The following is a 19,081-nucleotide window of genomic DNA, read 5'->3' on the forward strand; positions in this document are numbered from 1 at the left end:
GAAGGAGCGTGGACAGCGAAATGGGAAAAGAAGAATCAAAGATCAGGCCCTGGGTGGGCGTGGTACTGACAGCAGTGCTGCTGCTTGCCTGGGCGGCCTGGTTCCAGCCCGTCAGGGCGGCGGAAAGCAGAGAAGTGATCCCCATGGGCCGTACCGTAGGGATCAAACTGTTTTCCGACGGCGTGATGGTGGTTGGTTTTGGTGAGGTGACGGCGGCTGACGGCAGTCACACTCCGGCCCGGGACTGTGGGCTGAAGGAAGGGGATATCATCACCCACATCAACCGGGAAGAAGTGGACAGCATTGAAGAGGTCCAGGCCGTGCTGCAGCAGGTGGGGGACCAGACCATGAGCATCCGTGCGGTGCGGGACGACAAAGAGGTCCAGTTTACTGCCCAGGCGGTGCAGTGCAGTGCCGACGGGCAGTATAAACTGGGCGCCTGGATCAGAGACTCCATGGCCGGTATTGGCACCATGACCTTCTGCGATCCCGAGACTGGTACTTTCGGCGCTCTGGGCCACGGTATCAACGATGTGGATACGGCAAAGCTGATGCCTATGCAGTCCGGGTCCATCCTCTATTCCGAAGTCACCGACGTGCAGAAGGGCGTGAAGGGAACGCCGGGGGAACTCCACGGAGCTTTTCAGACCGACCGGGACCTGGGTGTGCTGTGGTCCAACACCTGCAGCGGCGTCTTTGGCCAGATCAGTGATGAGACCATGACTGACGGCATGGAGCCGGTACCAGTGGCGGAACGCAGCCAGGTCCAGGTGGGACCGGCGGTCATTTTGTCCAATGTGACCGGCGATCAGGTGGAGGAGTATGAGGTGGAGATCACCCGTATTTTTCCCGAAAAAGAGGGAGATACCCGCAGTCTGATGCTGAAAGTGACTGACGCCCGACTGCTGGATACTACCGGCGGCATTGTGCAGGGGATGAGCGGCTCGCCCATCCTCCAGAACGGCAGACTGGTGGGAGCCGTGACCCATGTACTGGTCAATGATCCCACCCAGGGCTACGGCATCCTGGCAGAGCATATGCTGGAGCAGGCGGAAACTGGTAAAACAGAAGCCTAATAACCCGAAAACGCCGGGAGCGGTCCGCCGCTCCCGGCGCCTTTTTTGCACGAACATTGGAAGATATGAGAGGGAAAAGAGGGCCTGCGTCGGAATTTCTGCGGAAAAGTCGAACGAAGTCGAAGAGAAATAACCATAAATTACCAGCAAAACCCTTGCGCTTGCTGTCTGATTATGGTAAATTATAGCCAACCGGTAATCAGCCTTGGCCAGGCGGCAAATGTGGAGCAGGAGGAGCCTGCTGGAAAGGGTGTCAATATTGGAACGGAGAATCAAAGTCCTGGTAGCGGATGCAAGCGAAGAATTTCGCCGTATTCTGGTGGAACAGCTGGAAGGGGAAGCGGGCATCCAGGTGGTGGGAGCCACAGGAGATGGAGAAGAGGCGCTTCAACTTTCAGAGCGTCTGGCGCCGGATGTGCTGGTGATGGATCTGGTGCTGACCCAGATGGATGGGGTGGAGGTCTTGCAGGCGCTGTCCAAGGCCGAAGCCAGGCCCCGGGTGCTGGTGCTCTCCGGATTTGCCCGGGGCAGCGTGGCTGAGCTGGCTGCATCCACCGGCGCGGATTACTATATGCTCAAGCCCTGCCGGCTGACGGCGGTGGCCGAGCGGGTCCGCCAGCTGGCCGCCCTTCAGGAGACGGAGGAAGGGGATGACGGCGAAGAGCGGGCCAGACGGCTGGAAAATGTGGTGACGGGAATCATCCATGAGATCGGTGTGCCCGCCCACATCAAGGGTTACCAGTATCTGCGGGAGGCTATTATCATCGCCGTGGGGGATATGGATGTGATCAACGCGGTCACAAAAATTCTCTACCCCGAGGTGGCCAAACGCTTTGGCACCACTGCCTCCCGGGTGGAGCGGGCCATCCGCCACGCCATCGAGGTGGCCTGGGACCGGGGCGATCTGGAGACACTGCAAAAATACTTCGGCTACACGGTCTCCAACGCCAAGGGAAAGCCTACGAATTCGGAATTTATTGCCATGATCGCCGATCGGCTCCAACTGCAGCAGAAGGAGCGGTGAAGGCTGTGATGTGCCCGGCAGACGGGGAACGCCCCGGAGCCGGGCGCGTTTTTCTCTACACAGCCGGACAAAAAAGGAGTATAACATAAGCAGACAGGATGCGCCCCGCTGCCGGGGCGTATCCCCTAGGAGGCGTGACCATCATGCTGGTGCAGCAATTACATTGGGCCAGAACCGAAGAGCGGGACCTGGAGGATCTGGCCATTGAACAGGAACAGCTTGTGGGACTGGATCTGTCCCACTTGGAGTATACCCGGATCCGGTTCTATAAATGCCGTTTTGAGCGGTGCGATTTTTCCAAAGCGGCTTTTTATCAGTCGGAATTTGACGGCTGTGATTTTTCCAACTGCAGCTTTCTGGATACGGTGTGGAACAAGTGCCGGATGTCCGGGTGCAAGGGAGACGGCGTAAAGATGATCTCCAGCCGCTGGAAGGACTGTGCGGTGGCCGACAGCAGCTTTCGTTATGGGAATTTTTCCAAATCCCTGTGGAACCGGGTCAGTCTGACCGGCTGCGATTTGCGGGAGGCCTCCATGGCGGAGGCCCGGGTAAGCGGCCTGGAGCCCCATGGGTCCAACTTTCAGGGGGTGGATTTTTTCCGGACTCCGCTGAAGGGTCTGGACCTGTCCGACTGCCAGATCCAGGGCATTACCGTGTCAGAGAGCCTGCAGGAGCTGCGGGGGCTGAAGATCAACCCGGCACAGGCGGTGGATCTGGCCCCTCTGCTGGGGGTACAACTGCTCTGAGCATTCCGGCTTCGGACAAGATACAGGCATGGAACCGCCCCTGTCCGCATACCTCTGGGACAAGGGGGTGGGGCTATGACCGGATTAGAGCGGCTGGCCGATCTGATCTGGAATCCGTGGCTGCTGGGCCTGTTTCTGGTGACGGGCCTGTATCTGTCGGTGCGGACCGGTTTTTTTCAGGTAATTCATTGCAGGCTGTGGCTCAGGACCACGGCAGGGGCACTGGGCAAAAAAGCCAGAAAAGGTACCGGGCGGGGGCTGACTCAGCTTCAAGCCATGTCCACCGCTTTGGCGGCCACCATTGGCACAGGCTCCATCGCCGGAGTGGCCACCGCCATCTTTTACGGCGGGCCGGGAGCGGTATTCTGGATGTGGGTATCTGCTTTCCTGGGCATGATGACCGGCTGTGTGGAAAAGATCCTGGCGGTGCGCTACCGGGAAAAGGACGAGAAGGGCTGCTGGCAGGGCGGACCCATGTGCTACATGGAAAAGGGGCTTGGGAGCCCCGCCTTGGCCACCCTGTTTGCCCTGTGCTGTGTGGCCGCCTCCCTGGGGGGCGGCAATATGGTGCAGGCCAATTCCATCTCGGCTGCCCTCCATGCCGGTTTTGGGCTGGACCCGCTGGCAGTGGGCATCGTGGTGGCTCTGCTCACCGGAGCGGTTGTGGTAGGGGGCATTGGCCGCATCGGCAAGGTGAGCGAGACCCTGGTGCCCTGTATGGCCCTCCTCTTTGTGGGCGGCGGGATGGTGGTACTCTGCTGCCATGCCCAGGCCCTGCCCGGGGCGCTGAGACAGATCGTGGAGGGGGCTTTTACCCCCAAGGCGGCCCTGGGGGGCGGCGCGGGCTACTCCATGGCGGCGGCGCTGCGGTACGGTGTGGCCCGAGGGGTATTTACCAATGAGGCGGGCATGGGCTCCTCTTCCATTGCCCACGCCGCCGCCGACACCAGAGAACCGGCGGAGCAGGGGATGTGGGGCATTTTTGAGGTGTTTGTGGCTACCATTGTGGTGTGCTCCATTACCGCGCTGGTGATCCTTACCACCGGAGTTTATCAACCGGAGGAGGCTTTGGCCGCCATCCAAAAGGGGCAGGTGACGCCGGAGATGCTGGGCGCCCCCCTGTCGGCGGCGGGGTTTTCCACCGTATTCGGTCCCTTTGGGGAAATTTTTGTGTCGGTATGCCTGCTGCTGTTCGCCTTCACCTCCCTCCTGGGGTGCTGCTACTATGGCGAGCGGGGGCTGGCCTACCTGAGCGGCTCCAACCGCTGGCGGTGGATCTACCGGCTGGTATTTTTGTGGGCGCTGGTGTGGGGCAGTGTAGCCGACGTAACAGCGGTGTGGCAGCTGGCGGATATTTTCAACGGGCTCATGGCACTGCCCAACCTGTTCGCCCTGCTGCTGCTGTCCCCGGAGGCTTTGGCCCTGCTGCGGGCATGGAAAAGCAAACAGGCATGAAAAGAGCACGCTGCATCAGCAGCGTGCTCTTTTTGTAGAAATCTTATTCCGCCGGAGCGGGGGAGGGAGAAGCTTCCCCGGTACCGGTCTCCTCCTGGGGTGCGGGAGTGACGATCGGCGAGGGAGCGGGCTGGGCCGCTCCGTCCAGAGTGATGGTGGAGCCATCCAGAATAGAGGAGGTCTCCCCGTCAATGGCGGGGGTGTGCTGGATGGTCACCTGGTCGCCCACATTGAGAATGACAGCCAGGGGATTCTGAGCGGCAGAGATGGCGTAGTAGGTGGGATCGCCCTCCAGCTGAATGAAGTAGTAGGAGTTGCCCTCCATGACTGCCGAGCGGATGTCGCTGATCACGCCGGAGACCTCGGTGCGGGGGGTCTCATCCGGGGTGGTGATGCCCTTATTGTTGAGCAGCTTGATATACTCCTGCTCACAGGCCGACACGGTGGAACCGGTGGCCACCACCTGATACTGGGCCACGTTGACCATGGCGTAGCTCTTCACCAGATTGGTGGCGTCCTTCAGGGGAATGAAATAGGTGGGCTCGTTGGCGATGTTGAGCAGCAGGGGGAAGGTGGCAGTGTATTTCAGGTCCTGCACCACGCCCTCGGCGGAGGACATGGCCGCCGCCTCGGTGGCGCCGGGGGCGGAGTAGAACTTGGTCTCCTTGGTACGCTGGTTGGACAGCAGGAAGCCCAGGTTGGACTGGTCGGCATTGGCGGAGGTAACGCCGGTGTACATATAAACGTCGTCGTTGAGGGCAATATAGTTGGAGCCGCTGGTGGTGATGGTCACGTCCCGCTGGCCGAAGATGGAGTTGATGAAGCCGTTGACCAGAGTGCCGTGGTAGTCGTACTGCTCCATAATCAGCTCGGGGGTAAACACGTTGTCCACCCAGCTGGGGATATTGGCCAGCTCATAGTAGGTGCATTCGCCGGTGATGGCGTCCACCAGCACCGCGCCCTGGATGTCGTCGCCGCCGAACAGGCCGATGGTCTTGACGATGCGGGGAGCGATCCAGTAGGGGCGGCCCTCCTCGTCGATCTCAAACTGGGGCGTGCCAAAGATAAAGGTGGGGTAGTTGAAGCGCAGGTGGCGCTCGATGTTGCGGTTAAGAGGCTCGGAGAAGGAGTATTTCATGCCCTCCTCCAGCCGGACCACCGTGGCCTCCTGGGTGACCATGTCCACCCTCACATAGGCGGGCAGACCGGTACCTCGATTGGTAAACCATTTGAACAAGTCGGCGTAGGCAATGGGGGCCACGCGGACAGGCCGGCCCTGGTAGTTGATCTGGGTGGAGTCAAAGGAATATTCAAACTGACTCACCATATCGCTGAGGGTACCCATCTGGCGGTCGCTGAGGTATTCGGCGGAGGACTCGTCCAGGGTGGGAATCTCGTTGAAGGAGATCTCGGCGATGTCAGTGGCAAAGTTGCCGTCCTCCACGGTCAGCAGATCTCGGTAGGCCCCGGCCCGGAAGATAGGCAGGGAAATGAGGGTGCCCACGATGCCGATGGCGATGAGAACCAGCAGCAGGATGCCGGCCGGCAGACAGCGGGATTTGATGAAGCGTAGGTAGTCCTTGGGCCCACTGCCGTCCCGGATCAGGTCCATGCCGGAGGTGAGGATGGAGGTGACCACAAATACGATACACAACACGGCGATAAAGACATAAAAATCGCCGGACTGGGGATTGATAGGGGGCAGAGCCACATAGAAATAGACCAAGCCGATCAAAATGGTGAGTACAATACAGAGCACCAGTTTTCCGGACTTGCTTTTGGGCCCATGGGCCTTTTTGGCCGGTTGCTGTTCCATGAACGTTTCTCCTTTAGGCAATTCGACATTTTTTTCAGTATCAGAAGGGACTGATAAAAGTAGTATAGCCCATAGTGGTGGAAAAGGCAACTGAACAGGCATTAAATTTCCATAAAATGAGTGGAAAAACCTGCCGGAGCAGAGGGAGAGAGGGAGCAAAACTTCGTACAAAATCCCATTGACGACAAACTTTACATTCGATATACTTAGACAGGACATTGTAAAGAAACTGAAAAAGAAATATAAAAAAAGAGGAGAAAAAACGTGGGAAACATAAGCATCCTTCTGGGGCTGCTGGGCGGCCTGGCCTTGTTCCTCTACGGTATGCAGATGATGAGTTCCGGCCTGGAGGCCGCAGCTGGCAACCGTATGAAGCGCATCCTTGAGCGACTGACTTCCAACCGTTTCCTTGGCGTCCTGGTGGGCGCGGTGATCACTGCGGTGATCCAATCTTCTTCCGCCACAACAGTCATGGTGGTGGGCTTCGTTAACTCCGGCATGATGACCCTGCGGCAGGCTGTGTGGATCATTATGGGCGCCAATATCGGTACCACCATTACCGGCCAGCTCATCGCCCTGGACGTGGGCGCCATGGCACCCCTGTTCGCCTTTGTGGGTGTGGCCATGGTGGTGTTCCTGAAGAAACCCCAGATCCACCACTACGGCAACATCCTGGCCGGTCTGGGCGTACTCTTCATCGGCATGGAGATGATGAGCTCCTCCATGGAGCCCCTGCAGGAGTGGCCCGCCTTCGTGGATGTGGTCAGCACCTTCTCCAATCCCCTGATCGGTATTCTGGTGGGTACCCTCTTTACCGCACTGATCCAGTCCTCCTCCGCCTCTGTGGGCATTCTTCAGGCCCTGGCGGTCAGCGGAGTCATCGGCCTGGACAGCGCCGTGTTCGTTCTGTTTGGCCAGAACATCGGCACCTGTATCACCGCTGTGCTTGCTTCCATTGGCACCAGCCGTAACGCCAAGCGCACTACGGTGATCCACCTGATGTTCAACCTGTTTGGTACGGTGCTCTTTACCACCATGTGTATCCTGACGCCGCTGACCGACTTTATGGTGAGCCTGACCCCCGCCTACCCCGCGGCCCAGATCGCCAATATGCACACCCTCTTTAACGTTGTCACCACCATTCTGCTGTTGCCCCTCGGCAACGGGCTGGTGAAGCTGGCCATGTTCATCCTGCCCGACCGGAGTGAGAGCGGCGAGGAGGGAATGCACCTGGCCTATCTGGTGCCCAACCCTACCCACACCAAGCAGGAGCACCCCATCGGCTTCTCCGCCATGTATATCACCCAGCTGCGGCAGGAGCTGAACCGGATGCTGGGGATGGCCCGGGAAAACATCGCCACCTGCTTCCAGGCGGTGCTGGATGTGGACCCCAAGAAAATGGAAGGTGCCGAGGCCACCGAGGACTATCTGGACTACCTGAATAAGGAGATCTCCCAGTATATCTCCCAGGTTATCGTCCATGAGACCAACGAGCAGGATTCCACCGCCGTCAGCGCCTACTTCAAGATCACCGGCAACATTGAGCGCATCGGCGACCATGCCATGAACATCTGCGAGTATACCCAGATGATGCATGATAAGAACATCCAATTCTCTCCCGAGGCCCGGGAAGAGATTAAGCGGATGGAGCAGGTCAGCCTGGAGGCCCTGGATCTCCTCCAGCAGGAGGTTACCGATCCCACTAAGTGGCTGACCAAGGTGTCCGCCCTGGAGCAGCGGATGGACGACATGACTGAGGAATACCGCCGCAACCAGCTCAAGCGGATGCGGAAGGGTTCTTGCTCCGACGAGGCCTGCATTATCTTCTCCGAGCTGCTCACCGACTTTGAACGGATTGGCGACCACGCCCTGAACATTGCTCAGGAGCGGGCCTCCATTTCCTCCGACGCCACCGGCGTTTAAACCAAACCAAAACTCCCCCCGGTTCAACCTTTGAGCTGAACCGGGGGGAGTTTGTTTTATTAAGATAGTGGAGTACGAAGGACCCTGCGGCTGACACCCAGAGCCAGAAAGAGGGTAAGCAGCTCTGTGACCGGGAAAGCCAGCCAGATCCCGGTGACGCCCAGCAGCCATGCCAGCAAAAGTACCAGCGCGGCAATGCCTACGCCGCCCCGGAACAGGGACAGGAGAAAGGAGGCACGGGGCTGCTCCACAGCACCCAGAAAGGAGGCGGCAATAATGTTGGGTCCGGCAAAGAGAAAGCCCCAGAAATAGATCCGCAGCCCGCTTACTGCCAGCCGGGCCAGTTCCGGGTCGCCATCCCGGTTGAACAGGGCTGCCAGGGGTTCGGCCCCGAATTGAGCGATGAGGGCCAAGGCCAGACCCACCAGACAGGAGACCAGCAGGGCCAGACGGCAAAGCTGACGGACGGTGTGATGGTCTCCCCGACCGTAGGACTGACTGATGAGAGGCTGGGCCCCCTGGGACAGGCCGGTAAACAGAGCCAGAGCCATGAGCGCCAGATTGGCCACCACGCCGTAGGCTGCCACCCCAACCGTACCGGCAGCCCGGAGCATCAGGGCGTTATAGAGAGCCAGCACCATGCAGGAGGTAAACTCATTGAGAAAGGCGGCGCTGCCCAGGCCTGCCACGTCGGCCAGGGACCGGACCGGGGCCGCGGGCCGGCTCGGCCGGTACTGATTCCGACCAGTGAGGCTGTGGAGAGAGGAGAGACACAGCCCGATTACCGGAGCGGTGCCGGTGGCCAGAGCTGCCCCGAAAATACTCATATTTAAAGGATAGAGGAAGAGGTAGTCCAGGGCGATGTTGGCCAGACTGCCGGTGAGCATGGCGGTCATGGCCAGCTTGGGATTGCCGTCATTGCGGACAAAGCACACCATCACATGGTTGAGGAGAAAACAGGGAGAGAAGAGGAGTACCGTGCGCAGATAGACAGTGCACAGAGGCAGTGTGTCTGTGTTGGCGCCCAGCAGCAGGGCAATGGGCCGGGCACAGAAGGCTCCCAGCAGAGCCAGGATGATCCCCAGCCCCAGCCCGGTGAGCAGGGACAAGGTAAAGGTGCGGTTGGCCCGATCTTTATCCCCCTGATACCGGCAGATGGAGTAGCGGGTGGCGCCCCCGATGCCCAGCAGGATGCCCAGTCCGTTGATGAGCCCGAAAATGGGAATAGCCAGATTGAGGGCCGCCAGCCCGTCGGAGCCCAGCCGGTTGGCCACAAAAAAGGTGTCCGCCATAATGTAGCCGGACAGCCCAAGGGCTCCCAGCATATTTAAGGAGATGTACTTGAAAAAAGTCCGCCGCATGGTTTGTCCTCCCGGGTGCAAATGAAAAACGTGCCTGAGTATATTCCTTCAAAGACCTACGGAATATACTCAGGCACGTTGCCTCGCCCATCCGGTGACGGGCGTCATGCACATGGTTTACTTGTGGATAAGAGCATACCAGAAGAGCGGAATCCTGTCAAGGTGTGAGGCGCGTTACTGGGACAGCTTTTCCCGCAGCACCTGGTTGACCACCGCCGGGGCGGCCTGGCCCTTGAGCTGCCGCATGACCTGGCCCACCAGGAAGCCGAAGGCCTTCTCCTTGCCGGATTTGAAGTCCTCCACCGACTTCTGGTTGGCGGCCAGCACCTGTTCCACCACGGCGGTCACCAGCCCGGCGTCGGACACCTGGGCCAGACCATGTTCCTTAATATAAGCATCCACGTCGCCGTTGTCGGCAAAGACCGCTTCAAAGACCTTGACGGCGGTGTTGCGGTTGAGCTTGCCATCTTGAACCAGAGCGATGAGCTTGGCCAGAGTGGCGGGGGTTAGCTTCATGTCCTTGGCCTCCAGGCCGTGGGCGGACAGTTGGCCCATAACCTGACCCATGACCCAGTTGGAGGCCTGCTTGGCATCGGCTCCCAGGGCAACTACTTCTTCAAAAAAGTCAGCCAGAGCCTTCTGGGAGGTGAGCATCTCAGCGTCGTAGGCGGGCAGTCCCCAGTCGGCCTGATAGCGGGCCCGCTTGGCCTCGGCCAGCTCGGGCTGGGCGGCCCGGAGTCCTTCGATATATTTGTCGGACAGCTCCAGCGGCGGAATGTCCGGCTCGGGGAAGTAACGGTAATCCTGGGCGTTCTCCTTGGAGCGCATGGCGTAAGTGGCGTCCTTGTTCTCGTCCCAGCGGCGGGTCTCCTGGACCACCTGCTTGCCTTCCTCAATGAGCTCGATCTGCCGCCGGGCCTCATAGGCGATGGCCCGGGAGATGGCCTTGAAGGAGTTCAGGTTCTTCATCTCGGTGCGGGTGCCGAACTCTGTGGACCCGGCGGGACGCACCGACAGGTTCACGTCGCACCGCAGGGAGCCCTCCTGCATCTTGCAGTCGGACACACCCAGGTATTGCAGGGTGGAGCGCAGCTTCTCCAGGTAGGCGATGACCTCCTCAGCCGAGCGGAAGTCGGGCTCGGTGACGATCTCGATGAGGGGCACGCCGCAGCGGTTGTAGTCCGCCCGGGTCTGGTCCAGCCAGGGGTCGTGGACCAGCTTGCCTGCGTCCTCTTCCATGTGTAGCTCGTGGATGCGGATGGTCTTGCCTTCCCCGATGTCCACTTTGCCGTCGTGGCAGATGGGCAGGTAGAGCTGGGAGATCTGGTAGGCCTTGGGCAGGTCGGGGTAGAAGTAGTTCTTCCGGTCAAAGCGGCTGAAACGGCTGATCTCGCAGTTCAGAGCCAGACCGGCCTTTACCGCAAACTCCAGTACCTTTTCGTTGAGCACCGGCAGGGTGCCCGGCATACCGGTACACACCGGGCAGCAGTGGGTGTTGGGCGCGCCGCCGAATTGGGTGGTGCAGGAGCAGAAGATCTTGGTCTTGGTGGCCAGCTCCACATGGGTCTCCAGACCGATCACGGTTTCCCAGGTCATTGGGCGTCACCTCCTTTGGGGCTTTTCTTGTGCCAGTCGGTGTCCAGCTGGAAGGCATGGGCGGCGTTGAGCACCCCGCCGTCGCCCAGGGCGGGACCGATGAGCTGGGCGCCGATGGGCATACCCTTGCTGTCAAAGCCGCAGGGCATGGACAGGGCGGGCAGGCCCGCCAGGTTCACCGACACGGTGTAGATATCGCTGAGGTACATCTTCAGGGGATCGGTGAGGCTCTCCCCCAGCTTGGGAGCGGTGGTGGGGGCAACCGGGGTGAGGAGCAGATCATACTTGGTAAAGGCCTCGTCAAAGGCCTTCTTGATGAGGGCTTTCACCTGGAGGGCCTTTTTGTAGTAGGCGTCGTAGTAGCCGGAGGACAGCACGAAGGTGCCCAGCAGGATGCGCCGCTTCACCTCAGCGCCGAAGCCCTGGGTGCGGGTCTTGCAGTAGAGGTCGGTGAGATCCCCGTAGTCCTCAGCCCGCCATCCGTACTTGACTCCGTCGAACCGGGACAGGTTGGAGCTGGCCTCGGCGCAGGCAATGATATAGTAGGTGGGCACCACATACTCCATCACCGGCAGGGCAAATTCTTCCACCTGGGCCCCACGGGCTTTCAATACCTCGGCGGCGGCCAGCACGGCGGAGCGCACCTCACTATCCAGACCCTGGCCGAAGCAGTCTGCCGGCAGGCCGATTTTTTTGCCCCGCAGGTCGCCGGTGAGGGAGGAGAGCAGCCCCCCGGCGGGGGCGTCCAGGCTGGTGCCGTCCCGGGGGTCCCTGCCCTGGATCACATCCAGCACCGCCGCGCAGTCGGCGGCGGACTTGGCGATGGGGCCCATCTGGTCCAGGGAGGAGGCGTAGGCGATGAGGCCGTACCGGGACACGGTGCCGTAGGTGGGCTTCATGCCGGTGACGCCGCAATAGGCGGCGGGCTGGCGGATGGAGCCGCCGGTGTCCGAACCGATGGCGTACCACACCTCGCCCGCTGCCACGGCGGCTGCCGCGCCGCCGGAGGAGCCGCCTGCCGCCCGGGTCAGATCCCAGGGGTTTTTCACCGGGCCATAGTGGGAGGTCTCGGAGGTGGAGCCCATGGCAAACTCGTCCATGTTCAGCTTACCCATGGACACCGCTCCGGCGGCGGTCAGCCGCTCCACCACGGTGGCGTCGTAGCAGGGGACAAATCCCTCCAGAATTTTGGAGGCGCAGGTGGTGGCTACCCCCCTGGTGCAGATGTTGTCCTTATAGGCCATGGGCACCCCGGCCAGGGGGGAGGCGGACAGGTCGGCCGCCGGGGCCGGGTCGGTGAGGGTGAGGAAGGCGTTGTTGGACCGCTGGGCGGCGTCAATGCGGGCGCGGGCGGCCTCCACTGCTTCCTGCTGGGTTACCTCGCCTGAGTGGAGCTTTTGAGCCAGCTCCAGGGCAGTCAGTTCATACAGTTCCATCGTTTCCACCTCACTCCACAGCTTTGGGGACCAGGAAGGTCTCCCCGTCCCCGGCGGGAGACCCGGCCAGCAGGGCCTCCCGGTCGTAGGACGGGACCACATCATCGGAGCGCAGCACGTTTTTCAGGGGGAAAATGTGGCTCAGGGGCTCCACATCGGTGGTATCCAGGGTGTTGAGTACATCCATATAGGCCACGATGCGTTCCAGCTCCGCCGTCATGGCGGTTTTCTCCTCCGCCGGCAGCTGGAGCCGGGAGAGCTGGGAGATATAGTCGACCATATCCTCGGTGATTTTCATATTAATTCCTCCTTAGGGTTCCAGTCGGGTGCGGTCTCTGGGGAACAGACAGGCCCGGCGGACGTTGTCCAAACCGCACAGCTGCATGGTCAGCCGCTCCAGGCCGATGCCCAGTCCGCCGTGGGGGGGCATCCCGTGCTTGTGGATCATGAGATAGCTTTCAAACTCTGCCGGGTCCATGTCCCGGGCCTCCATCTTGGCCACCTGGGCGGCGTAGTCGTGGATGCGCTGGCCGCCGGTGGTCACCTCCAGACCCCGGAACAGCAGGTCGAAGGACAGGGTAAACCGGGGATCGGCGGGGTCGTCCATGGCATAGAAGGGCCGCTTCTTGCTGGGGTAGTGGGTGACGAACACGAAATCGCTGCCCCACTCCTACTTGGCGTACTTGCCGATGGCGTGCTCCTCCTCCGGCTCCAGATCGAAGGGGTCCCGGATCTGATAGCCGTACTTCTCCGCCGCCAGACGCTTGATCTCGTCAAAGCGGACGGCGGGGATTTTGGAGGCGTCGGGCAGTTCCACGCCCAGCAGAGCCAGCTCGGCGGAATACTCTTTCTTCAGCAGCTCCATCAGGTGCTGGAGGAAGCCCTGCTCCATCTCCATGATCTCGGTGAAGGACTGGATATAGCCCATCTCAAAGTCCAGAGAGGTGTACTCGTTCAGGTGGCGCTGGGTGGAGTGCTTTTCCGCCCGGAATACGGGGGCCACCTCGTATACCCGCTCGAAGGCCCCTACCATGGTCTGCTTGTAGAACTGGGGGGACTGGGCCAGGAAGGCCTTTTTGCCGAAGTAGTCCAGGCGGAAGATGTTGGACCCGCCCTCGGCCCCGGCGTGGACGATCTTGGGGGTGTGGATCTCGGTAAAGCCCTCCCCCTGGAGGTAGTCCCGGAAGGCCCGGCCAATGGCGGCCTGGACGCGGAACACTGCCCGCTCCTTGGGGGCTCTCAGCACTACCGGCCGCAGGCCCAGCTCGGTGTCCAGGTTCAGGTCCAGCTTTTTCTTGGACAGCGGCACCGGAAGAGGAGCGGCGGGGCGGGACAGGACGGTGAGGCTGGCGTCGGTCAGCTCTTTCCCGCCGGGAGCCCGGGGTTCGATGCGCCACATACCGGCGGCGGTGACGGCGCACTCCTCGGTGGCCCCGTCCAGGGCGTCCTTTTGGGTGCAGACACACTGGACCAGACCGGTGCGGGTGCGCAGGGTGACGAAGGTGATGCCGCCCATGTCCCGCAGGGCATGGACCGCGCCGTGGATGGTGACGGGCTGGTTATTCCGGCCCTCCACCGCTTTGTCGATTTGTTTTGCCAGGAATACCATACCGTTCACAACCTTTCTTGTTTGAAAAAATAAAAAAAGTCCCGAAGTCGATCAAAACGACTTCGGGACGGAAAAACTCCGCGGTACCACCCGTAGTTGCCCCATCACCCTTGATGGAGCCACTTGGAACTCTTAACGCGAGTAATACGGACGAACCTACCTCCCAAACGGGGCTCGGCACGCCAGCTCAAAAGTGTTGCGCCATCCCATCCTGCCGGACCGGGCTCTCAGTCGGTGACCCGGATTCTCTGTCGGCTCTCACGGGCGGCGGTCTTTGTCGCAGCCTTTATGGGCGTAGTATATGCGCTTTTGCGTGGAAAAGCAACTGTGAATTTTGACAAAATCTGCCCTAGGCAAGGAGGGCGGCCCTATGTTACAATGGGGAAAATCCTCGAAGAAAGGGGGCGGAGGACACGAAAAACTGGGATGAGCTCTATGCCGAATGTATGGACTGCCGCAAGTGCTCCCTGGCCGATACCCGGCACAACGTGGTCTTTGGCGAGGGCGCCCGGGACGCGGAGGTCATGTTCATCGGCGAGGGGCCCGGTGAGCAGGAGGACCTGACCGGACGGCCCTTTGTGGGTCGGGCGGGCCAGCTGCTGGACGATATGCTGGAGATGATCGACCTGCGCCGGGACAAGGTGTTTATCGGCAATATGGTCAAGTGCCGTCCGCCGGGAAACCGGGACCCGCTGAACATTGAGCAGGAGGCCTGCATCGGTTACCTGCGCAATCAGGTGGCCCTGATCCGGCCCAAAATCATCGTCTGCCTGGGGCGCATCGCCGCCATTCGGCTGATGAAAGACGACTTCAAGATCACCCGGGAGCACGGACAGTGGATGGAGAAGGCCGGGGTGTGGATGATGGCCATGTTCCACCCTTCCGCTCTGCTGCGGGACCCCTCCAAGCGGCCGGAAAGCTTTGTGGATCTAAAGACCCTCCAGGCCAAGATCCGGGAGATCTGCAACCATACCTACGACTGAAGAACGGGACCTGCCTGAGGCAGGTCCCAATTTTTTATTCGTTTTTTATCACAGAAGGCAAAGGGAGCGTTATGGTTCACTCCGTCTCCGGCACATATTCCAGAATATCCCCGGGCTGGCAGTCCAGGGCCTTGCAGATAGCCTCCAGGGTGGTAAAGCGGACCGCCCGGGCGTGATTGTTTTTCAAAATGGACAGGTTGGCCAGGGTGACATCCACCTTGGCGGACAGCTCATTGAGGCTCATCTTCCGCTTGGCCATCATCACATCCAGATTCACAACGATGGGCATGGGAACACCTCCTCAGATGGTCAGGTCGTTTTCCGCCTTCATCTCCGCCGCCTGGCGGAAGAGGGCGGATATGACCAGACAGAGCAGCCCGGCCAGAAAGAAGAGCGGAACAAAGAGTGTATTATAGCTGAACAGAGGCGCGATGGATTGGGCATAGCAGATCCTCCAGATCACACGCACCAGGGCGGCCCCGGAAATCAGAAAGCAGAGGACCGCCGATCCCAAAAGGCTTTTGGCATTTTCCAGGCAGAAGGGAGTACCTTTGAGGACAGTGCCCAGCACCCGGCGGCCCTGCCACAGGATGACCGCTGTACAGGCGCCGCAGAAGAGCAGAAAACCAGACAGAACATCCGCCTGGATGCCGTTGCGCCCCCACATGGACCAGCCGCCGATGAGCAGCATATGCAGGGTATCGTCGATATCATAGTCCCACCACGCCGCGAGCCCCTGCTGTGAGCCGATGTGTACCAGCCCGGGCACCATGATAAGTGCAATGAGGTTGCATACAAAAGTGATGGTAACCAGTATTGTCAGCACATGGGCCAGTTTCTGCACGCCGGTTCTCTCCATAATCACGCCTCCTTTGGCATCACTGTACCACGGAACACATTGCTTGTAAATGCATTTTTATCGTTTTTCAATATAACGACGGGGCTTGTAACGTTTTGCGGAGCAAAAACGTGTATCCTATAGGAACAGAGAAAGGAGAGTGGGCTATGGATCGGGAGGAAGCCGCCCGGCTGGTGGAGCAGTACAGCCCGGCGGTATACCGGCTGGCCTACGCCCGGACGGGCAGCCGTGAGGATGCGGAGGACATCACCCAGGAGACCTTCCTGCGATTGGTGCGGACGGCCCCGGTTTTTCGGGATGGGGAGCATTGCAAGGCCTGGCTGCTGCGGGTAGCCGCCAACTGCGCGGGGGATCTGCACCGCTCCCTCTGGCGCAGGCGTGCGGTGCCATTGGAGGAGGCGGGGCAGATGGCCGCGCCGGAGCCGCCGGAGGAGCAGGGCATGGAGCCGCGCCTTCTGACGCTGCCGGAGGACTACCGGGTGGTGGTCCATCTCTATTACTACGAGGAGCTGAGTACCGCGGAGATCGCCAAGGTGCTGGGCAAGCGGGAGGGGACCATCCGTACCCGCCTGAGCCGGGCGCGGGCCATGCTGCGGGAGGACTTACAGGAGGGGGAAACGCCATGCTGAAGCAAGATTATCAGACCTGGATGGACCAGGTGGAGCCGGATCAGGACTTTCAGGCCCGGCTGACGGAGGCCATGACATCAGAGCCGGTAAAAACCCCTAGACATACGTTCCGGGTGCTTGTGGCGGCGGCGGTGATGTGCGGTTTGCTGGGGATTACAGCGGCGGCCTATTATATGGGGGCATTTGAATTCCTGCAGGAGCAGAACGAGTATGCCCTGCTGGGTATGAATGAGGTGTATGAGACCTGCGCCCAGCCGGTGGGCGTATCAGTGACGGCAGAAAACGGCGATGTGTTTACGGTGGATCGTGTGGCAACTGACGGGACGTTCTGCACCATCTTTTACTGTTTGTACGTTCAGGACGAGACATGGCAGTACGCCCCCAGGATGACCCTGTGCTCCGGCGGGGAGGATATTTCCATGGAGGGCTATGACAACAGCTTTGAAAACCAGGAATACCTGGCCGACGACCACACTCTGTACGGCGCCTGGCGTTTCCTCCTGCGCACGCCTCTGGAAGATGGGGAGCAGGTGGAGCTGAAGCTGGCGCGATATGGAGACGCAGAGCCGGGTGAACTTGCTCCGCTGTTGTGGGAAAACACGCTGACCTTTTCTGTCAACCCCATCCAGGGGGAGCAGTTTGAGCTGGACGCCGTCCTTTCCGCCAGAATTGGGGGAGAGCCGGTACAGGTGGAGGCGGTTTCCCTGAAGCGGTCTCCTTTGGGTACTCTGCTCAGGCTGCGTTGGGCGGAGGAGGATTCCAGTGAAAAGGATTGGTATGACTTTGCCCTGCGGGATGGAGATACCGGAGCCTATATCCCCTATGACCAGGTGGTGATCAACCATTACTGGGACCCGGAGGGTTATGTGGACAGCGTCTATGAGCTGTACGGGGATGTGAGCGGGCTGAAGCAGCTGGAGATCATCCCAACCACATCCGTGGGCGGAGTTTCACCCAGACAGGTGGTGGCGTTGGAAGACCTGCCATCTGCGGACTCAGGAAATCCCGACGGAGGATATGCTCCGGCCAGCTATGAAGCGGTGGATGGACAACTCATCGTGAAGATGCAGCCGGTGGGGGCGGTAAACGCCTGGTATGCCCGCCTGCTGAACGGGGTGTATTTTCAGGATGCCCAGGGTGAGGATCTCTTTGAGGACGTGTGGGTGGAAAAGATCAAGAACCGGAGCGACGGTACCATCACCGTCATTTCCACCCCCAGCGCGGAATCCTACGCCCGGGATGTGGACAAGGTGGCCCAGATTTGTTTTTTTGTTCAGCAGTATAAACTGCTGGAGGGACAGAAGGCGGTCATCCGGTTGGATGCCCAGTGATGTCATACAGGAGCAGACCCAGGCCCCGTCGTATTTTACGGTGGGGCCTGATGGTTTTTCTTGCATTGATGTTGTATTTCTAGTATAATATGCTGGATTATGGAGGCGGTGGATGCCGCCAGGATATGATACGAGGAAGTGCAGTCAATGAAGTACGATTTTGCTGCCATCGAGCCCAAGTGGCAGAAAAAATGGGCAGAGGAAAAAACCTTCCACTGTGAAAACCACAGTGATAAACCCAAGTTTTACGGCCTGGTGGAGTTCCCCTATCCCTCCGGACAGGGTCTGCACGTAGGCCACACCCGCCCCTATACCGCCATGGACGTGGTGGCCCGCAAGCGCCGTATGGACGGCTACAATGTGCTGTTCCCCATGGGCTATGACGCCTTCGGCCTGCCCACCGAGAACTATGCCATCAAGAACCACATTCACCCTGCCAAGGTGACCCACGACAACATTGAGAACTTTACCAAGCAGCTGCATATGCTGGGCTACTCCTTCGACTGGGACCGGGTCATCAACACCACCGATCCCAGCTATTACAAGTGGACTCAGTGGATCTTCCTGCAGCTCTGGAAGCACGGTCTGGCCTACAAGACCACCATGCCCGTGAACTGGTGTACCTCCTGCAAGTGCGTGCTGGCCAACGAGGAGGTTGTGGACGGCGTGTGTGAGCGCTGCGGCGCCCCCGTGGTCCGCAAGGAAAAGAGCCAGTGGATGCTCAAGATCACCGAGTATGCCCAGCGCCTCATCGATGACCTGGACGACCTGGACTTCATCGAGCGGGTCAAGACCCAGCAGAAGAACTGGATCGGCCGCTCCACCGGTGCCGAGGTCACCTTTAAGGCCACCACTGGCGAGGACATCGTGGTGTTCACCACCCGACCCGACACCCTGTTCGGCGCCACTTATATGGTTCTCTCTCCCGAGCACGCCCTGGTGAAGGGCTGGCTGGAGAGCGGCAAGCTGGCTAACGCCGACGATGTGCGTGCCTATCAGGCTGCCGCCGCCTCCAAGTCCGATCTGGAGCGCACCGAGCTGAACAAGGAAAAGACCGGCGTGTGCCTGGACGGCGTGAAGGGCATCAACCCGGTCAATGGCAAGGAGATCCCCATCTTTATCTCCGACTATGTGCTCTCCACCTACGGCACCGGCGCCATCATGGCCGTGCCCGCCCACGACGACCGCGACTGGGAGTTTGCCAAGAAGTTCGGCTGTGAGATCATCGAGGTGGTCT

The 19,081-nt window shown here is 60.1% G+C and carries 16 protein-coding genes and 1 pseudogene; 9 read left to right on the forward strand and 8 right to left on the reverse strand.

All coding sequences use genetic code 11. The features are described 5' to 3' along the window. Positions 1-20 precede the first annotated feature (20 nt). The 4 genes from spoIVB (at position 21) to IHN22_RS04425 (ending at position 4,301) form a co-directional block, all read left to right on the forward strand. Positions 21-1,076 carry a SpoIVB peptidase gene (gene spoIVB, locus IHN22_RS04410; RefSeq protein ID WP_191433715.1) on the forward strand — a complete coding sequence of 352 codons (1,056 nt, stop codon included), beginning with the start codon at positions 21-23 and terminating at the stop codon, positions 1,074-1,076. A gap of 250 nt (positions 1,077-1,326) precedes the next feature. Then, positions 1,327-2,100 carry a sporulation transcription factor Spo0A gene (spo0A, locus tag IHN22_RS04415; RefSeq protein ID WP_343212787.1) on the forward strand — a complete coding sequence of 258 codons (774 nt, stop codon included), beginning with the start codon at positions 1,327-1,329 and terminating at the stop codon, positions 2,098-2,100. A gap of 143 nt (positions 2,101-2,243) precedes the next feature. Then, positions 2,244-2,846 carry a pentapeptide repeat-containing protein gene (locus IHN22_RS04420; RefSeq protein WP_191433734.1) on the forward strand — a complete coding sequence of 201 codons (603 nt, stop codon included), beginning with the start codon at positions 2,244-2,246 and terminating at the stop codon, positions 2,844-2,846. A 75-nt stretch (positions 2,847-2,921) separates the two neighbouring features. Next, positions 2,922-4,301: an alanine/glycine:cation symporter family protein gene (locus IHN22_RS04425; RefSeq protein WP_191433717.1), complete on the forward strand. Its 1,380-nt coding sequence runs from the start codon at positions 2,922-2,924 to the stop codon at positions 4,299-4,301. Positions 4,302-4,344: 43 nt separating this feature from the next. Here the strand turns inward: IHN22_RS04425 and IHN22_RS04430 are convergent, their stop codons facing one another. Next, positions 4,345-6,117 carry a CvpA family protein gene (locus tag IHN22_RS04430; protein WP_300985446.1) on the reverse strand — a complete coding sequence of 591 codons (1,773 nt, stop codon included), beginning with the start codon at positions 6,115-6,117 and terminating at the stop codon, positions 4,345-4,347. Positions 6,118-6,381: 264 nt separating this feature from the next. Between IHN22_RS04430 and IHN22_RS04435 the strand changes: the two genes are divergently transcribed. Then, complete coding sequence (locus tag IHN22_RS04435) at positions 6,382-8,040, forward strand: Na/Pi cotransporter family protein (protein WP_191433719.1); 1,659 nt, start codon at positions 6,382-6,384, stop codon at positions 8,038-8,040. Positions 8,041-8,099: 59 nt separating this feature from the next. On the opposite strand, the gene IHN22_RS04440 is transcribed toward IHN22_RS04435, so the two are convergent. The 5 genes and pseudogenes from IHN22_RS04440 to aspS all read right to left on the reverse strand — a co-directional run bounded on the left by IHN22_RS04440 (position 8,100) and on the right by aspS (position 14,042). After that, positions 8,100-9,401 carry an MATE family efflux transporter gene (locus IHN22_RS04440; RefSeq protein ID WP_191433721.1) on the reverse strand — a complete coding sequence of 434 codons (1,302 nt, stop codon included), beginning with the start codon at positions 9,399-9,401 and terminating at the stop codon, positions 8,100-8,102. Between the two features lie 174 nt (positions 9,402-9,575). Next, positions 9,576-10,997 (reverse strand): Asp-tRNA(Asn)/Glu-tRNA(Gln) amidotransferase subunit GatB, encoded by a 1,422-nt coding sequence (gatB, locus tag IHN22_RS04445; RefSeq protein WP_087188569.1) that lies wholly within the window; start codon positions 10,995-10,997, stop codon positions 9,576-9,578. Further along, the gene (gene gatA / locus IHN22_RS04450; protein WP_191433722.1) at positions 10,994-12,433 is read right to left on the reverse strand and encodes an Asp-tRNA(Asn)/Glu-tRNA(Gln) amidotransferase subunit GatA; all 1,440 of its coding nucleotides are present in this window, start codon (positions 12,431-12,433) and stop codon (positions 10,994-10,996) included. Before gatA ends, gatB begins: the two co-directional genes overlap by 4 nt. Before the next feature lie 10 nt (positions 12,434-12,443). After that, positions 12,444-12,731 carry an Asp-tRNA(Asn)/Glu-tRNA(Gln) amidotransferase subunit GatC gene (gatC, locus tag IHN22_RS04455; protein ID WP_191433724.1) on the reverse strand — a complete coding sequence of 96 codons (288 nt, stop codon included), beginning with the start codon at positions 12,729-12,731 and terminating at the stop codon, positions 12,444-12,446. Positions 12,732-12,743: 12 nt separating this feature from the next. Further along, positions 12,744-14,042: pseudogene (aspS, locus tag IHN22_RS04460) on the reverse strand (aspartate--tRNA(Asn) ligase). A 446-nt stretch (positions 14,043-14,488) separates the two neighbouring features. Here aspS and IHN22_RS04465 point away from each other — a divergent pair. After that, positions 14,489-15,025, forward strand: coding sequence for a uracil-DNA glycosylase (locus IHN22_RS04465; protein ID WP_087188565.1), 537 nt, complete (start codon positions 14,489-14,491; stop codon positions 15,023-15,025). Between the two features lie 76 nt (positions 15,026-15,101). Here the strand turns inward: IHN22_RS04465 and IHN22_RS04470 are convergent, their stop codons facing one another. Together IHN22_RS04470 and IHN22_RS04475 are read right to left on the reverse strand one after the other, a co-directional pair. Further along, a complete protein-coding gene (locus tag IHN22_RS04470; protein WP_087188564.1) occupies positions 15,102-15,314 on the reverse strand; it encodes a helix-turn-helix domain-containing protein in 213 nt (70 codons plus the stop codon). Between the two features lie 12 nt (positions 15,315-15,326). After that, the gene (locus IHN22_RS04475; RefSeq protein WP_191433726.1) at positions 15,327-15,884 is read right to left on the reverse strand and encodes a DUF2975 domain-containing protein; all 558 of its coding nucleotides are present in this window, start codon (positions 15,882-15,884) and stop codon (positions 15,327-15,329) included. A gap of 146 nt (positions 15,885-16,030) precedes the next feature. Between IHN22_RS04475 and IHN22_RS04480 the strand changes: the two genes are divergently transcribed. The 3 genes from IHN22_RS04480 to IHN22_RS04490 all read left to right on the forward strand — a co-directional run. After that, positions 16,031-16,513 carry an RNA polymerase sigma factor gene (locus IHN22_RS04480; protein WP_191433728.1) on the forward strand — a complete coding sequence of 161 codons (483 nt, stop codon included), beginning with the start codon at positions 16,031-16,033 and terminating at the stop codon, positions 16,511-16,513. Then, positions 16,507-17,844 (forward strand): DUF4179 domain-containing protein, encoded by a 1,338-nt coding sequence (locus IHN22_RS04485; RefSeq protein ID WP_191433730.1) that lies wholly within the window; start codon positions 16,507-16,509, stop codon positions 17,842-17,844. Before IHN22_RS04480 ends, IHN22_RS04485 begins: the two co-directional genes overlap by 7 nt. A 147-nt stretch (positions 17,845-17,991) precedes the next feature. Beyond that, positions 17,992-19,081 (forward strand): class I tRNA ligase family protein (locus IHN22_RS04490; protein WP_191433732.1); only part of this gene is annotated, 1,090 nt, incomplete at its 3' end.

Origin of the sequence: Flavonifractor sp. An112 (assembly GCF_904377885.1) — a bacterium.
Lineage (GTDB): Bacteria > Bacillota > Clostridia > Oscillospirales > Oscillospiraceae > Flavonifractor > Flavonifractor avicola.

Coding starts and splice junctions, on each gene's coding strand:
- spoIVB (WP_191433715.1), top strand. CDS start 21: ATGGGAAAAGAAGAATCAAAGATCAGGCCCTGGGTGGGCGTGGTACTG.
- IHN22_RS04420 (WP_191433734.1), top strand. CDS start 2,244: ATGCTGGTGCAGCAATTACATTGGGCCAGAACCGAAGAGCGGGACCTG.
- IHN22_RS04425 (WP_191433717.1), top strand. CDS start 2,922: ATGACCGGATTAGAGCGGCTGGCCGATCTGATCTGGAATCCGTGGCTG.
- IHN22_RS04430 (WP_300985446.1), bottom strand. CDS start 6,117: ATGGAACAGCAACCGGCCAAAAAGGCCCATGGGCCCAAAAGCAAGTCC.
- IHN22_RS04440 (WP_191433721.1), bottom strand. CDS start 9,401: ATGCGGCGGACTTTTTTCAAGTACATCTCCTTAAATATGCTGGGAGCC.
- gatB (WP_087188569.1), bottom strand. CDS start 10,997: ATGACCTGGGAAACCGTGATCGGTCTGGAGACCCATGTGGAGCTGGCC.
- gatA (WP_191433722.1), bottom strand. CDS start 12,433: ATGGAACTGTATGAACTGACTGCCCTGGAGCTGGCTCAAAAGCTCCAC.
- gatC (WP_191433724.1), bottom strand. CDS start 12,731: ATGAAAATCACCGAGGATATGGTCGACTATATCTCCCAGCTCTCCCGG.
- IHN22_RS04465 (WP_087188565.1), top strand. CDS start 14,489: ATGGACTGCCGCAAGTGCTCCCTGGCCGATACCCGGCACAACGTGGTC.
- IHN22_RS04470 (WP_087188564.1), bottom strand. CDS start 15,314: ATGCCCATCGTTGTGAATCTGGATGTGATGATGGCCAAGCGGAAGATG.
- IHN22_RS04475 (WP_191433726.1), bottom strand. CDS start 15,884: ATGGAGAGAACCGGCGTGCAGAAACTGGCCCATGTGCTGACAATACTG.
- IHN22_RS04480 (WP_191433728.1), top strand. CDS start 16,031: ATGGATCGGGAGGAAGCCGCCCGGCTGGTGGAGCAGTACAGCCCGGCG.
- IHN22_RS04485 (WP_191433730.1), top strand. CDS start 16,507: ATGCTGAAGCAAGATTATCAGACCTGGATGGACCAGGTGGAGCCGGAT.